This window comes from Halorarius litoreus (genome assembly GCF_024362405.1).
GTDB lineage: Archaea > Halobacteriota > Halobacteria > Halobacteriales > Haloarculaceae > Halorarius > Halorarius litoreus.
This window is the reverse complement of sequence record NZ_CP101454.1, coordinates 3,953,173-3,967,853: the sequence shown is the minus strand read 5'-3', so window position 1 is coordinate 3,967,853 and position 14,681 is coordinate 3,953,173. Positions and strand designations below refer to the sequence as shown.

Below are 14,681 nucleotides of genomic sequence, written 5' to 3'. Positions count from 1 at the left end.
CACCGTCTGCTGTGGCGAGTCGGCAGCTTCAACTGACGACCACCCGGACCACGACCAACCAGATGCGGGTCAGCCACTACTTCGAGTGGGAGCGGTTCATCACCGGCGGGCAGGCGCAGTCCGTGCAGAACCAGCGGACCGTCCTCGATGCCAACGACATCGCGTTCACCACCGAGCCGGACCTCTCGGCCGACCTGCTGCACCTCAACAACATGGGGCCACGCTCCACCTACTACGCCTGGCGCGCCCAGCGGCTGGGGGTGCCCGTCGTCGCCCACACCCACCAGACGGCCGCCGACTTCGAGAACAGCTTCGCGTTCTCGAACACGCTCTCGAAGCCGATGCGTCCGTACCTCGAACGCGCCTACGGGCTGGCCGACCACCTCGTCTGTCCCTCCGAACACACCCGCGAGGTCATCGACGACTACACCGACGTCCCCACGACCGTCATCTCGAACGGGTTCGACGACGCGAAGCTCGCGGGCTACGACGACCCCGACCTCAGACAGGAGTACCTCGACCGGTACGACCTCGACCCTCCCGTGGTGTTCACCGTCGCGCACGTCCTGAAACGGAAGGGGCTGGAGACGTTCATCGAGACGGCACGAGCGATGCCCGACACCGAGTTCGTCTGGTTCGGCTTTCTCAATCCCACGGGGGGATTCTTCGGGCAGTTCCTCCAGAGCTCGGACACCAAACGGCTCGTCGAGTCGTCGCCCGACAACTGCACGTTCACGGGGTTCGTCGAGGACATCGCCGGGGCGTTCGCCGCCGGTGACGTGTTCTACTTCCCGACGCACAACGAGAACGAGGGGATGGCCCTCCTCGAAGCGATGTCGTGTGGCATCCCGCCCGTCGTCCGCGGCATCGACACCTACGACTGGCTCGCGGACGGCGAGACGTGTCTGAAGGGCGATTCGGTGCGTGAGTTCGAGACCGCGCTCCGCCGTGTGCTCGACGACCCCGACGAGCGCGCACGCATCGGGGCGAACGCTCGCGAGGTGAGCGAGCAGTTCACGCTCGACGCCGTCGGCGACCAGCTCGTCGACCTCTACGAGCGGCTCACGAGCGAGAACGCAACCCATTAACCACGGACCTGCGAACGCCGAGCCATGCTCCCGGCCGTCGCCGCGTTCACCGACACCTACCTGCCGACGGTCAACGGCGTCACGTACACCGTCCAGTCGTGGCGCGACACCTGGGCCGACCGTGGCGGTCGGATGCACGTCGTCTACCCCGACGCCGACCACGTGCCCGGCCCCCGTGAACATCCCGTCCGGAGCCTCACTTTCCCGTTCTACGAGGGGTTCTACGCCGCACTGCCACAGATTCCCGACGGTATCGACGACCTCGACGACCTCGACGTCGTCCACGCTCACACCCCGTTTTCGCTGGGACTCGCCGGCCGACGACTCGCCGGCAGCGAGGCCCTCCCGCTGGTCGCCTCCTATCACACGCCCACGGCCGAGTACGCCGACTACATCGCCGATGGTCGACTGGCAGACGTCATCGAGCGGGTCGCCGGCGCCTACGAGAAGTGGTACCTGAACCGGGCGGACGCGGTCGTCGTCCCCTCACAGCCGGCGTGTGACCACCTGAGCGAACTGGGGGTCGACGCGGAGATGGCGGTCGTCCCCAACGGCGTCGACACTGACTTCTTCGCGCCCGTCCCCGACGACGAGCTCGCGGCGTTCCGCGAGCGGCACGGCCTCCCGGACGGCCCGCTCGTCGGCTACACCGGTCGCCACGGCTTCGAGAAGAACCTCGATGCCATCCTCGACGTCGCCCCCCAGCTCGATGCGACCGTCGTCTTCGGCGGGGACGGCCCTGCCCGGTCCCGACTCGAAACCCGCGCGGCCGACCTCGATGCGGACGTGCGGTTCCTCGGCTTCCTCGACCGCGAGGAGCTCCCGACGTTTTACAGCGTCCTCGACGTGTTCGCGTTCCCCTCGCCCGTCGAGACGCAGGGACTCGTCGCGCTCGAAGCGAACGCCTGCGGCACCCCCGTCGTCGGCGTGAACGCGGGGGCGCTCGCCGAGACCGTCGTCCACGGCGAGACGGGGTTCCACTTCCCCGAGGGCGACACGGGCGGCTTCCGTGACGGAATCGAGCGGGCGCTCGCCGCCGGTGACACGCTCGAAGAAACCTGCCTGGCACGCCGCGAGCAGATCAGCCTCGACCACGCGGTCGACACGCTCGCGGACGTGTACGACGCCGTCCTGTAGCTACTCCAGCGCGTCGCCGATGCGCTCGAGCTCGCGGCGGATGTCGTGGAGCTCGTCGCGGACCTTCCGGACCTCACGGACGAGTTCCTCGTCGGCCTTCGACGAGCCGCCACGCTCCCCACCGGGCGAGCCACCGAGTGCGCCGCCGGGGCCCCCACCGCCCATCATGCCGCCCATCATCTGAGCGAAGGGGTTGCCACCGCCACCCATCCCACCGGGGCCACCGGGACCGCCGCCGCCGCCGAGCATCTCTTCCATCTTCTCCTCGCGGGAGAGTTCCTCGCCCTCGCCGCCCTCGCGCTCCTCGGCGCGCTGCTGGCGGATCTCCTCGACCCGCTCGCGGAAGGACTTCTCCTCGCCCTCGCTCTCGGCTTCCGGTTCGGCCTCTGCCTCGTCGGATCGCTCCTCGTCATCTGCCATACGCCGGGGTTAGCGACGCCGGGGGAAAAACGTGGGGGATTGCGACGCTATCGCATCACTCGGTCAGTCGACGTGTCAGCAGTACCACGACGGCGACCATCGCCAGCAGGAGCGCGAGGTTGAACCCCATCGAGAACACCGGCTGGTAGGCGTCGGCGACCCAGACACGGATGACACGCTGCGCGCTCGTGTAGAAGCCGACCGCTGCGACGAGCGCGAAGATGACGGCGACGGCCAGCGCGCCGCCCTGCAGGGCGGTGGTGAGGTCGCGGTCGAACAGCGAGCGGCCGCTCTCGTCTGCGGTCTGTCGTGGTGGCGACTCCGCACTCGCCGTCTCACTGGGGTCGCTCACGCCGACCACCTCCGGGCGAGTAATCCCGCTCCAAGGAGGGCCACGACGCCGGCGGCGAGGCCGAAGCCGGGGCCGCTCTGCCCGGCTGGCGTGTTGCTGGCTGGTGGCGTCCCCTCCTCGCGGACGGTCTCTGTCTCGGCGGCGAACTCGTCGGAGTCGAGGTCGACGTCCTCGCGGGTCTGGTTCTCCGGGACCGTTCGTTGCGGATTCAGGTCGGCGGTCGTCCGCGCCGAGCCGACGATGACGCCGTCCTTCCACAGCACCGCATCAAGGTAGTAACTGTAGTTGTCGGGGACGGTCAACTCCGAGGCCGGCGTGGCGGTGTGGCCGGGGTCGACCGAGCCCACCGGGACGGCCACGCGGTCGGCGACGATGTTCGAGTCGGCCTGCCGGGCGACGAGAACCACGCGCAGGCCGTCGACTGTCTCGTCGCCGGTGTTCGTCAGGTACGCCGAGACGTTCACGGTCGCCTTGCCGTCGGTGACGCGCCGGATACTGTACTCGATGGGCGGGATGGTCGTTCCGCCGTCGAACTGGTGGAACCGGACGGACGACCGGGCGTACGCGGGTACGAGGCTGCCGACCCCACGAACCGTCGTCCGGCCCTGCTCGATTCGCTGACCGTCCTCGTAGACGACGGTGTCGAGCCGGTAGGCGCCCTCGCGGGGCACCGTGAGGTTCACCGTCGAGGTCACCTCGCGGTCGCCCGAGATGTTGCCCATCGCGTTGGTCGCCTGGTCGACCACGAGGCCGGTGTCCCCGTCGACCGCTCGATAGAACACCTCGATATCGCCGGTGGGGCCGCCCCGGTGGTCGAGCCGGGTCGTCACCGCGATGGTCGCAGTCTCGCCACCGACGTCGCCGGCGGCGAGACTGGTCTCTCGGATGTCGAGTCTACTCGGTCGGAGTCGGTCGTCGGTCGGCGAGGCGGTGATGCCGGGGACGACGACCACCGCGAGCACCAGGGCGCTCAAGACGGCGGCCGCGCCGCCAGCGAGGAGGGCTTCACGCTGCATGTGGCCGTCTGCCACAGCCTCCGGTATATGTCTTGTGTGCTGAAGAACACTTCTGCGCCTCAGAACGCGCCGAGCGAGGACTGCCGTGGCTGCTCGTCGCCACCGGGTTCGACGTCGTAGCCGACGAGCGACCGGAGGTCGACGGCGTAGTGCGTTCCCCCGGCTTCGAGGACGAGGACGCGACCCTGGACGCCGACGACTGTTCCCGCCGCGAGCGTCTCGGGGACCGGCTGGTCCGTCAGGTCGAGCCCGTAGTCGAAGCTGAACTCGTCGATGACGGCGAACTCGTCGAGCAGGTCGGCCCACGCGTCGTCGTCGACCAACCGGTGGAGGCCGCGTATCTTCGTGGCGACACGAACCCGCTCGCCGATGTCGCTCCCGACGTCGGATTCGACCTCGCGGGCGACTTGCCCGTCGGGCACGGTGAAGATGTGTGCGCCACAGTCGGCGCCCTGCTCGCGGAGCCGGGTGTCGAGCCGCCAGGTTCGCGTGATACCGACCTTGAACGTCGCCGGGGCGAACGCCGCGAGGTAGACGACGTGCTCGTCCTCACGTTCTTCGATGAGCCCTTCGTGCCAGTGGTCGGTGTGGACCTGACACCAGGGAGCCCCCGTGTTCGAACAGGTGTCGTGCTGGCCGTTCTGGATGACGCCCGCACAGTGGCGCTCGCCGAGTGCGTAGTCGAGGTCGGTTCCGGGGTCGAGCGCCACGCGCGTGACGGTCCCCTCGTCGGCGACCAGCAGCGCGGCGTCCGGCGAGGACTCGTACCCGACGAGTTGCACGACTCCGTGTAGCCGATGCCGCACTAAAACCGTGCCGGGCCGCGGTCGCTCGGAGGTTCCTCCAATCGGTCGGCAACCGAGATAGATGAACGGCCGTTCAGCTGTTTTGAATGGCCCGTAATCCCCGGCAGAGGCGATTACTTACAACCTGGAATGGTGCGAATTGATGTCGAACACCAACGGTGTCTCGCGACGTGATGCGCTTCGAACGATCGGCAGCGGTGCGGTCGGCCTCTCGGCGATGGGCGTCGCCGCCGGGAACGAGGGCAACGGACAGGACGACGACCGAGTGACGGTGACCATCGGCTACGACCGACCCTCAGGAGAGCGAGCCGCTCGGAACCGCGCGGACGAGGTCGTCTACGACTTCGCGTTCGACGCGCTCACCATCGAAGTCGACGAGCACGCAGTCGACGTGCTCCGCCAGCGCGGGGACGTCCGCTACGTCGAGCGTGACCGCGAGTACGAGGCCATCGCACAGACGCTCCCGTACGGTATCGACCGCGTGGACGCCGAGGTGGCGCACGCCGCTGGCGACGCGGGGTCGGGCGCCGACGTCGCCATCGTCGACACCGGCATCGACGCGACGCACCCGGACCTCGCGGCGAACCTCGGGACCGGCACGTCGTTCATCGGGGGCGTCCAGAACCCCGACTGGCAGGACGACAACGGCCACGGGACGCACTGTGCCGGTATCGCGGACGCCATCGACAACGACCGCGGCGTCGTCGGCGTCGCTACCGAGGCGACGCTCCACGCCGTCAAGGTGCTCACCGCTTCGGGCGTGGGACTCACCTCGGACATCGCCGCGGGCGTCGAGTGGGTCGCCGAACAGGGGTACGACGTGGCGTCGATGAGTCTCGGCGGCTCCACCCAGTCGGAGGCGCTCGCGGACGCCTGCACCTACGCGCACGAGCAGGGCGTCACGCTCGTCGCCGCGGCCGGCAACTCCGGGCCGTGTACCGACTGCGTCGGTTACCCGGCGGCGAACCCCGAGCCCATCGCGGTCAGCGCGACGGACGAGAACGACCAGTTCGCGTCGTTCTCCTCGCAGGGCCTGGAGGTCGAAATCGCCGCTCCCGGCGCGGACATCTACTCCACGTACCTCGGCGGCTACAGCACCCTCTCGGGGACGAGCATGGCCTGCCCGCACGTCTCCGGCGCGGCGGTCCAGCTCGCCGCACAGGGCTACTCGAACACGGAGATTCGCCGTCGGCTCAAGAACACCGCCGAGGACATCGGGCTCGCCGACACCGAGTCGGGTGCCGGACTGCTGGACGTCGCGAGCGCGCTCGGACACACCTCCGGCGACGACCTGTAGCGCCCACGCGACCCCTAAACGTTTGGTCCCCGGGGTGAAATGGAGAGTATGCTCGACGCGTCGCTGACCGTGACCGTGGGTGAGGGGGTCAGCTTCGAGTTCACCGTGACGAACGCCGGCCACGACCCCGTCGAGGTCACGTTCCGCGACGCCGGGAAGGCGGAGTTCGTCGTCTACGAGGACGATACCGAAGTCTGGCGCTGGTCAGATGGGCAGCTGTTCGCACAGGTGCTCCAGCCTGCCCGGTTCGAACCTGGCGAAGAGGCCGTCTTCGCCGAGTCGTGGCCCGACGCTCGCCCCGGTGACTACACCGCGGAGGCGACGCTCCGGGTCAGCGAGGTCGACATCTCGGCGCGAACACCGTTCTCAGTGTGAGTGTTCGGGGAGGAGCTCCCTGACGGCCTGCCGAACCGCGTCGTCGCTCGACCCCGACGGCTCCCAGCCGAGCGCCGACAGCTTCTCGATGGAGAGTCGCATCCGGGGCACGTCACCGGTCCAGCCGCGGTCGCCCCCAGTAAACGAGTACTCGGGGTCGAGCTCCATCTCGTCGGCGACGATGTCCGCGATGGTCGTCACCGAGGTCGTGGTGCGCGTCCCGAGGTTGTAGGTGTTGACGGGCGCGTCGGCGTGCTCGACGACGTGGCACATCGCGTCGACGCAGTCGTCGACGTGCATGTAGGACTTCTCCTGGCGGCCGTCGCCGAGGATCTCCAGTTCGTCGGGGGACTCGCTCAGCTTGTGGATGAAGTCCGGGATGACCGCTCCCAATTGCAAGCGGGGACCGACGATGTTGGCGAACCGGAAGTTCCAGACCGTGAAGCCGTGGCTGTGTGCGTACACCGAGAGCAGCCCCTCCTCGCCGAGTTTGGAGGCGCCGTAGATGGAGATGGGCTCCAGGGGCGCGTAGTCCTCGGGCGTGGGGCGCGGGGCCTCGCCGTAGACGACCGACGATGAGGTGAACGCGATGTTGTCGACGCCGACGGCGTCCATCCGGTCGACGACGTTCTCGGTCAGCGTGTTGTTGACGCGGTACTGGTCGATGTCGTCCGCGCCGGCGTCCTTGTCTGCGGCGAAGTGGAACACGGCATCCACGTCCTCGGTGATTGCTTCGGCGACCACGTCGGGGTCCGTGAGGTCGCCCTCGACGAGTTCACAGCCGTCGGGGACCCACTCGCGTTCGCTGTTCCGGAAGTCGTCGGCGACGACCACCTCGTTGTCAGCGACGAGTCGAGCGGCGAGTCGAGAGCCGACGAACCCTGCGCCGCCGGTCACGACGAGCCGCTTGTCGGAGAGCTCCATACCTTCGCTCCCGTCGCCCCCGACGTAGGCGTTCCGAAAGCGCGAAACCTCCCCGTCGACGAGTCGGGGTATGAACGACGAACACGAGGTGGCGGTGTTGCGACTGGGCCACCGCCCGGGCCGCGACGAGCGGATGACGACGCACGTCGGGCTCACCGCGCGGGCGCTCGGCGCCGACCGGGTGCTGTTGCCCGACAACGCCGGGAACTCCCGCGACACGGTCGCCGACATTACTGGGCGGTTCGGCGGGCCGTTCGAGGTCGAACTGACGGACTCACCGAAGGGCGTCATCCGCGGGTTCGAGGGGACGGTGGTGCACCTCACGATGTACGGCCTCCCCGTCCAGGAGGTCGAAGCCGACATCCGCGAGGCGCACGCCGACGGGCCAGTGCTGGTGGTCGTCGGCGCGGAGAAGGTGAGCTTCGACGTGTACGAGACGGCCGACTACAACGTCGGCGTGACGAACCAGCCCCACTCCGAGGTGGCGGGGCTGGCGGTGTTCCTCGACCGACTGTTCGAGGGACGAGAGCTCGACCGCGAGTGGGCGGACGCGGAGAGCCGGGTGGTCCCGATGGCGACGGGGAAGAAAGTCGTCAGCGCGGACGAGTAGCTACTGCCGACAGGGCGAACAGGCGGAACGTGGGGAGAGGCGGGCCGGCGTTCCGCGCTGTCTCGCGGCTTCGCCGTCCTCGCGCGGCGTCGCCGCGCGAGCGGCCCGCGGGACGGAGTCCCGCGCTGCTCGACTGTCCGTGGCGCAAGCGCCACGCTACTGCCTGGACCGGACCCGCCCGAGCCTCACTGCATCGGGGGGTGTGGCCTCGGTCTCGTACTTGAACCTTCGGACGCCGCTCCCGGAGGCTTTAAACGGCTTCCTCGCGGTTTTTACCGTAATGGCTTACGAGGAACTCCTGGAGGACCCCGTCATTCAAAAGTACCTCCACGAGCTGGTCGGCCCGACAGGGATGCCGGTCGCCGCCGCGCCGCCGGACGGTGAGGTGACCGACGAGGAGCTCGCGGAGGACCTGGGACTCGAACTCAACGACGTCCGCCGCGCGCTGTTCATTCTCTACGAGAACGACCTCGCGACGTACCGCCGGCTCCGCGACGAGGACTCCGGCTGGCTCACGTATCTGTGGACGTTCCAGTACGACAACATCCCCGAGAAGCTCGAAGAGGAGATGGAGCGGCTGCTCGACGCGCTCGAAGAGCGCCGCGAGTACGAGATGGACAACGAATTCTATCTCTGTGAACAGGACTCCATCCGGTTCGAGTTCGGAGAGGCGATGGACTTCGGCTTCGAGTGTCCGAACTGCGGGTCGGAGCTCGTCTCCATGGACAACATCCAGCTCGTCGACGCGATGGACGAGCGCATCGAGGAGCTACGCGAGGAGCTGAACCTCGCGACGCAGGCCGAGGCCTGATGGTCGTTCTCGCGACCAAAGTGTACGTCTCGGGCGACGCTCGCGACCGCACGCTCGACTCGCTCGACTCGCTCGTCGCCAACGACCTCGGCGACCTCGACGTCGAGTGGACCATCGGACTCCGCGACGACGGCTTCCCCTCGGTGACGGTACAGGGTGCGGACGCCACCGCCGCGCGGAACGTGCTCCGCGAGGAGTGGGGCGCCATCACGCCGCACCGCGACGTCGGCGAGACGTACGTCGGCACGCTCGAACACTGGGACGAGGACGGGTTCGTGCTCGACGCGGGCGAGCCCGTCCGGGTCGGCGCGAACGAACTCGGACTCGGGAGTGGGTCGCCCTCGCAGATTCGGACGCGGTTCGGCCTCGTCCAGCACATGCCCCTGCGGTTCATCGAGCCCGAGGCCGGCAAGCCCGCGGCGCTCGCCGACGCCGAGCGCGACCGCCTGTACGACTGGACGCGCGCCGAGATGGGCCGCGTCAACGTCAACTCGGCCACGAGAGCCGAAGTGCGCGCGACTGTCAACCGGTCCGGGCACGCCGAGGACATCGTCACCGTCGAGCGGCTGGGGCTGCTCGAACAGAGCATCATCTGTACCCCCGAGACCGACCCGCCGGGACTGCTCTCCGACATCGGCCCGCATCTCCCCTCCGAGATGCTCTGTGTCATTCCATGAGGAAGTACCTCGCCCTGTTCGGGCTCGTCCTGTTGACCGCGAGCGCTGGCTGTTCGTCGTTCCTGGGGCCCGGTCCGGTCGACGCCGGTGCCGTCTCCAAGGACGCGACGTACGACTGGGCGGAGCCCGGCTCCGCGTACATCGAGATCAACCGGAACAACTACACGGCGACCTACGCGGTCGCGAACCGCACGACGGGCGACTTCGAGGACGACGACCCGACCATCGAGCTGTACACCCGCGACGCGCTCGGCACCGAACAGCCGCTCGACCTCGCGGCGGTGCAGTTCCACTACCCGAACGGGACGACCGTCGCCTTCCGCGAACGTGACGGCCGCGCCGTCTCGGTCATCGCGTATCCGAACGGCACGACTGAGGAGACCCCGCAGGCGATGTTCATCAACAAGACGCGCCGTCGGACGGTCGTCCACCTCCCCGCGAACGAGACGGGGGAACTCGGCGTCACGATCGCGAAGAACGGCAAGCAGATCTCCTCCCCGACGTTCGTCGAGGGCGACTACGAGATGGTCCTGCCGGCCGACACCGACATCAGCATCCCGCTGCTCGCGCAGGTTCGCCCCGCCCGGAGCGGCGCGGAGACTATCGACAACCGCGTTCACGTCTACTGGGAAGACGTGACTGCACCCTCGATTGCGGTCCGGTACTACCTCGAGCGCGACCTGTTCATCTTCTCGGCGCTCGTCGGCGGACTGAGCCTCATGGGCCTCGTTGGGGCTATCTACTACCTCCGACAGATCCGCGAGACGCGCCGCCGGCGCGAGGAGGTCGGACTCGATATGGACATCGAGGACGACGATCGGAAGGGGCCGCCGCCGGGGATGCGCTGACCACGCCGCCAGCCATGGCCGGGCCGCGGGCGAGTCCCTGAAGTCGCGTCGGTGCGAACGGGGGGTATGCGCGTCGCGCTAGTCACCGTCGGTGACGAGTTGTTGTCGGGCGACACGGTGAACACGAACGCCGCGTGGCTGGGCGACCAGCTCGCTGCGCGTGGCGTCCACGTCGAACGAGCGACGGTCGTCCCAGACCGCATCGCCGACATCGCCCGTGTCGTCAACGAGTATCACGCGGAGTACGACGCCGTCATCGTCACCGGCGGCCTCGGTCCCACGCACGACGACCTGACGATGGAGGCGGTCGCCACGGCGTTCGGGCGCGAGACCGAACAGAACGCGGACGCGCTCGAGTGGCTCACCGACCACGGCGGCTATCAGCGCGACGACCTCGCGACGGGGACGGCGGACCTTCCGGCCGGCGCCGAGCCCCTCCACAACGAGGTGGGCGTCGCCCCCGGCTGCGTGGTCGGCTCGGTGTACGTCTTGCCCGGCGTTCCCGCCGAGATGAAGGCGATGTTCGAGGGGATCGCCGACCGCTTTTCAGGTGTCCGACGACACGTCGAGACGGTCGCCGTCGACGAGCCGGAGAGCGCGTTAGTCGACCGGTTCGAGGAACTCCGCGAGCGGTTCGAGGTGAAGGTCGGCTCCTACCCCGGCGAGTTCGTCCGGGTGAAACTGGAGAGCGAGGACGAGAGTGCGGTAGCTGCTGCCGCGGCGTGGCTCCGCGAGAACGCGACGCTCCGCTAGCGGGCGACGTAGTAGAGCCAGCCGAGCGTGATCGCGAGGCTCACGAGCAGGACGAGCCAGCCGGCGCCGTCGATGGCGGCCGTGTTGACTCCGGACTGCAGTGGGAACATACGCGGGAGTGCGGACGGCGGTGTCTTAACGGGTTTGGTGTCCGGGCGCACACGCGAGTGCGAAATCGAGTGGTACCCGGGCGACTGTTTAAGCCGCTCCAGCGTCAATGCTTGTCATGGCACTTGGTAACGTGCGTGGGCAGTCGGCGCTCGACCGGCTCCGAGAGCGGTACGAGTCCACGGAGACGAAGTGCACGGCGTGCGGCTACGTCGACGAGAACGGCAACTGGACGAGCGAGACGGACGGGCGGAAGATCGTCTACCACCACGTCTGTCCGAGTTGCGGGGCGAGCCGCGAGTTCACCTATCGCCTCAATCTCGACCGGTAGCCGGCAGCGGTCAGGCGAGGCGCCCCGAGTCTCCGGGTCGTGAGCGGCCCGCTCACTCCTCCCTGGAGGTCTTGATGTCGGCCGAGAGCCTCTGTGCTATCTGGATGTCCTTGGAGTTGTTGAGCGTCCACGCCGTCCGTTCGGTGACGGCGTCGATGACCTCACGCGCGGAGGGGTAGCCGTTGCCGGACTTCTTGACGCCGAACGGAAGCTGGACCTCCGCGGGGGAGATTCCCATAGGAGAGGCCGACTTCGGCGTTGTCGCGGTAGTAGTTGAGCTGCCGGTAGTCCTCGGAGATGATGGCGCCGGCCAACCCATAGGGTGTGTCGTCTCGAGGTCATGTTTCGCTACTGCATACCATACTTATGTGTACGCACGGTCTAATGGCCGCGATGATTGGAGAGCCAGCGGAGGGGCCTCGATCGCCAGGGAGGGCATCGACAGGGATTCGAGGGCTCGACGAAGTCGTCTCCGGTGGGTTTCTGCGGAACCGCGCGTACCTCGTCCGCGGGGCGCCCGGGGTGGGGAAGACCGTCCTCGGACTCCACTTCCTCGATGCCGGCGTGAAGGCCGGTGAGACGGTCCTATTCATCAGTCTCGGGACCAAGGAGACCGAACTCCGGACGGACGCGGCGACGTTCGGGTTCGACCTCTCGGCACCGAACTTCCACGTCCTCGACCTGAGCCCGAAGTCGGCGTTCTTCAGCGAGAAACAGGTGTACGACATCTTCGAAGCGCCCGAAGTCGAGCGCGAGGAGTTCGTCGACGCCGTCGTCACTGCCATCGACGACATCGCCCCCGACCGCGTGGTCATCGACCCCATCACGGAACTGCGAACGCTCACGCCCAACCGGCAGCAGTTCCGCGAGCAGGTCCGCTCGTTCCTGTTCTACCTGAAGGAACACGACATCACGGTGCTGGTCACCTCCGAGGCGGGGCCGGAGACGCCGGACACCGACCTCCAGTACATCAGCGACGGCAACGTCCACCTGGAGTTTGGCCCGGACTACCACCAGCTCGAAGTGACCAAGCTCCGGGGGTCGATGTTCGAACGCGGCCCGCACTTCGTGACGTTCACCGACGAGGGGCTCGACGTGTTCTCGGTCGCCGTCCCGACCAAACTCCAACTCGACTTCGAGCCGGTGCAGTTGGCGTCGGGCGTCGAGAACCTCGACGCGATGCTGTACGGTGGTATCGAGCGCGGTACCTCGACGCTGGTGAGCGGGGCGACGGGCGTGGGAAAGACGACTATCGCCGCCCAGTTCGTCGCCACGGCCGCCGCGAACGGGACACGCGCGGTCGTCTACCTGTTCGAGGAGACGGAAGCCACCTTCACCTATCGGCTGCGGAGCATCGGGATCCCGGTAAGGCAGTACATCGACGACGGCCTGATAGACATCCAGCGGGTCGAGCCGTACGAACACGCCCCCGAACAGTTCGCTCGAATCGTCCGCCACGCCGTCGAGGACGAGGAGTTCGAGATCGTGATGCTCGACGGAATCGAGGGGTATCTCGCGTCGGTCGAGGGTGACACGAAGCTCCTCATTCGCCGTCTCCACTCGCTCGTCTCGTACATGCGGAACCAGGGCGTGACGCCCATCCTCACCGCGGAGGTCCACTCCATCACCGGCACGTTCCGGGCGTCGGAGCACAAAGCCAGCTATCTCGCGGACAACATCGTCTTCGTCACCTACTACGAGTACGAGGGCGCCCTCAATCGAGCCATCGGCGTGCTGAAGAAACGCGCGACGCCGTGCGAGAGTGCACTCCACGCGTTCTCCATCACGTCGGATGGCGTGACGGTCGGCGACCGACTCAGCGAGCTCCGGGGGGTCCTCTGGGGGTCGCCGGGTGTCGTGGAGATGCTCACGGAGAAAGACGACTGACAGCCGTGACGTCCACCGATTCGTTCAGTGTCGAGTTCGATGACGACACCGAGGTCCTGCTACTGCTCCGTAAGCGCAACCGGGAGCTGTTCGCCAAGTGGCTCGGCGAGGGCCTGACCGTCCTGCCCGAAGCCGACGACCTGCCCGAGACGTTCGACATCTGTATCCTCGATGCCGCCGCGTTCGCCGCCTATCGCGACACGCTCGCCGGACGCAAGGCGGACGCAGCCCCGGTGTTCCTTCCCTACCTGCTCGTGGTCCGGGAGGGGAATCGGCCGTATCTCGACGCGGGGGTCCGCGAACTCGTCGACGAGATAATCGTCATTCCGGCGACGCCTGCCGAGTTCGCCATCAGACTCCAGAGCCTGCTGAACGCCCGCAACCAGTCGGTGCTGCTCCGAGACCAGAAGGCCCGCGAGATCGAACAACTCGCTCGACAGAACGAGCAACTCGAGGAGTTCGCCAGCATCGTGAGCCACGACCTCCGGAACCCGCTTTCGGTCATCTCGGGAGCGATCGGGCTCACCGAACAGACGGGCGACCTCGCGCACCTCGAACTGGCGAACAACGGCGTCCGGCGCATGGGCGAACTCATCGACGGGCTGCTCGAACTCGCCCGGCAGGGCCAGTCCGTCGGGGAGACCACGGCCGTCGACGTGGGGGCGGTGGCACGGAAGGCGTGGGGCGTCGTCGACGCGTCGGACGCGGCGCTCGTCGTGGCGGGCGACCAGACGGTCGAGGCCGACACGGAGCGGCTTCAGGCGCTGTTCGAGAACCTGTTTCGGAACAGCGTGGAACACGGTTCCACGAGCAACCGGAGCGCTGGGCGCTCCGGTGACAGTGTCGAGCACGGCTCGACAAGCAGTCGGGACGGCAGGAGCCGTCCCGACGACAGCGTGGAACACGGTTCCACGGGAGAGCCCGGGGACGACGATTCCAGCGTCACCATCACGGTCGGCCCGCTCGGGGCGGGTCGCGTCGGGTTCTACGTGGCGGACGACGGCCCGGGTATCTCGGAAGCGGAACGCGAGCAGGTGCTCGAACACGGCTACACGACGGAGCCGGGGGGGACTGGCCTCGGGCTCTCTATCGTCCGGAGCATCGCGGACGCCCACGGCTGGACTATCACCATCACCGAGAGAGACAGCGGCGGCGCCCGCTTCGAAATCGACTGCGAAGCACAGCCCGACGAACGGGTCAGCGAGCCGCTCCCCGAGTAGTTTGAACGCGGGTCCCGGTGG

Annotated in this window: 17 protein-coding genes and 1 pseudogene; 12 read left to right on the top strand and 6 right to left on the bottom strand. The window is 67.8% G+C overall.

From position 1 onward, the window contains the following. The first annotated feature begins 62 nt into the window (after positions 1–62). Both NL126_RS20830 and NL126_RS20825 read left to right on the top strand, forming a co-directional pair. On the top strand, positions 63–1,088 hold the full coding sequence (locus NL126_RS20830; RefSeq protein WP_255196805.1) for a glycosyltransferase family 4 protein: 1,026 nt from the start codon (positions 63–65) through the stop codon (positions 1,086–1,088). Between the two features lie 24 nt (positions 1,089–1,112). Continuing rightward, positions 1,113–2,225 (top strand): glycosyltransferase, encoded by a 1,113-nt coding sequence (locus tag NL126_RS20825; RefSeq protein ID WP_255196804.1) that lies wholly within the window; start codon positions 1,113–1,115, stop codon positions 2,223–2,225. On the opposite strand, the gene NL126_RS20820 is transcribed toward NL126_RS20825, so the two are convergent. From NL126_RS20820 to NL126_RS20805, 4 genes are read right to left on the bottom strand one after another with little or no spacing between them, the layout of a single operon-like run. Further along, positions 2,226–2,645, bottom strand: coding sequence for a hypothetical protein (locus NL126_RS20820; protein WP_255196803.1), 420 nt, complete (start codon positions 2,643–2,645; stop codon positions 2,226–2,228). Positions 2,646–2,700: 55 nt separating this feature from the next. Beyond that, the gene (locus NL126_RS20815) at positions 2,701–2,997 is read right to left on the bottom strand and encodes a DUF8060 family membrane protein (RefSeq protein WP_255196802.1); all 297 of its coding nucleotides are present in this window, start codon (positions 2,995–2,997) and stop codon (positions 2,701–2,703) included. After that, positions 2,994–4,013 (bottom strand): DUF7490 domain-containing protein, encoded by a 1,020-nt coding sequence (locus NL126_RS20810; RefSeq protein ID WP_255196801.1) that lies wholly within the window; start codon positions 4,011–4,013, stop codon positions 2,994–2,996. Before NL126_RS20810 ends, NL126_RS20815 begins: the two co-directional genes overlap by 4 nt. A 59-nt stretch (positions 4,014–4,072) precedes the next feature. Continuing rightward, positions 4,073–4,795, bottom strand: a complete 723-nt coding sequence (locus NL126_RS20805; RefSeq protein WP_255196799.1) for a DUF2797 domain-containing protein — start codon at positions 4,793–4,795, stop codon at positions 4,073–4,075. 166 nt (positions 4,796–4,961) lie between these two features. Here NL126_RS20805 and NL126_RS20800 point away from each other — a divergent pair, with 166 nt between their 5' ends. Next, on the top strand, positions 4,962–6,116 hold the full coding sequence (locus NL126_RS20800) for a S8 family peptidase (protein WP_255196798.1): 1,155 nt from the start codon (positions 4,962–4,964) through the stop codon (positions 6,114–6,116). 48 nt (positions 6,117–6,164) lie between these two features. Next, complete coding sequence (locus NL126_RS20795) at positions 6,165–6,491, top strand: BsuPI-related putative proteinase inhibitor (protein ID WP_255196797.1); 327 nt, start codon at positions 6,165–6,167, stop codon at positions 6,489–6,491. Here NL126_RS20795 and NL126_RS20790 read toward each other — a convergent pair. After that, positions 6,483–7,415, bottom strand: coding sequence for an NAD-dependent epimerase/dehydratase family protein (locus NL126_RS20790; protein WP_255196796.1), 933 nt, complete (start codon positions 7,413–7,415; stop codon positions 6,483–6,485). The genes NL126_RS20795 and NL126_RS20790 overlap by 9 nt on opposite strands. Before the next feature lie 70 nt (positions 7,416–7,485). Between NL126_RS20790 and NL126_RS20785 the strand changes: the two genes are divergently transcribed. The 6 genes from NL126_RS20785 to NL126_RS20760 all read left to right on the top strand — a co-directional run bounded on the left by NL126_RS20785 (position 7,486) and on the right by NL126_RS20760 (position 11,553). After that, complete coding sequence (locus tag NL126_RS20785) at positions 7,486–8,025, top strand: tRNA (cytidine(56)-2'-O)-methyltransferase (protein ID WP_255196795.1); 540 nt, start codon at positions 7,486–7,488, stop codon at positions 8,023–8,025. Between the two features lie 280 nt (positions 8,026–8,305). Beyond that, the gene (locus tag NL126_RS20780) at positions 8,306–8,836 is read left to right on the top strand and encodes a transcription factor (protein ID WP_255196794.1); all 531 of its coding nucleotides are present in this window, start codon (positions 8,306–8,308) and stop codon (positions 8,834–8,836) included. Continuing rightward, positions 8,836–9,513 carry a DUF2110 family protein gene (locus NL126_RS20775; RefSeq protein WP_255196793.1) on the top strand — a complete coding sequence of 226 codons (678 nt, stop codon included), beginning with the start codon at positions 8,836–8,838 and terminating at the stop codon, positions 9,511–9,513. Before NL126_RS20780 ends, NL126_RS20775 begins: the two co-directional genes overlap by 1 nt. Continuing rightward, positions 9,510–10,361: a DUF5803 family protein gene (locus tag NL126_RS20770; RefSeq protein ID WP_255196792.1), complete on the top strand. Its 852-nt coding sequence runs from the start codon at positions 9,510–9,512 to the stop codon at positions 10,359–10,361. The genes NL126_RS20775 and NL126_RS20770 overlap by 4 nt, the downstream gene beginning before the upstream one ends. Before the next feature lie 66 nt (positions 10,362–10,427). Next, positions 10,428–11,114 carry a competence/damage-inducible protein A gene (locus tag NL126_RS20765; protein ID WP_255196791.1) on the top strand — a complete coding sequence of 229 codons (687 nt, stop codon included), beginning with the start codon at positions 10,428–10,430 and terminating at the stop codon, positions 11,112–11,114. 226 nt (positions 11,115–11,340) lie between these two features. After that, positions 11,341–11,553 carry an HVO_0649 family zinc finger protein gene (locus NL126_RS20760; protein ID WP_255196790.1) on the top strand — a complete coding sequence of 71 codons (213 nt, stop codon included), beginning with the start codon at positions 11,341–11,343 and terminating at the stop codon, positions 11,551–11,553. A 52-nt stretch (positions 11,554–11,605) separates the two neighbouring features. On the opposite strand, the pseudogene NL126_RS20755 reads toward NL126_RS20760, so the two are convergent. Then, positions 11,606–11,885 (bottom strand): annotated as a pseudogene (locus NL126_RS20755) (aldehyde dehydrogenase family protein); the annotation flags it as partial. A 61-nt stretch (positions 11,886–11,946) separates the two neighbouring features. Between NL126_RS20755 and NL126_RS20750 the strand changes: the two are divergent. Together NL126_RS20750 and NL126_RS20745 are read left to right on the top strand one after the other, a co-directional pair. Then, a complete protein-coding gene (locus NL126_RS20750) occupies positions 11,947–13,440 on the top strand; it encodes an ATPase domain-containing protein (protein WP_255196789.1) in 1,494 nt (497 codons plus the stop codon). A 5-nt stretch (positions 13,441–13,445) separates the two neighbouring features. Beyond that, positions 13,446–14,660, top strand: a complete 1,215-nt coding sequence (locus NL126_RS20745) for a sensor histidine kinase (protein ID WP_255196788.1) — start codon at positions 13,446–13,448, stop codon at positions 14,658–14,660. Positions 14,661–14,681 lie beyond the last annotated feature (21 nt).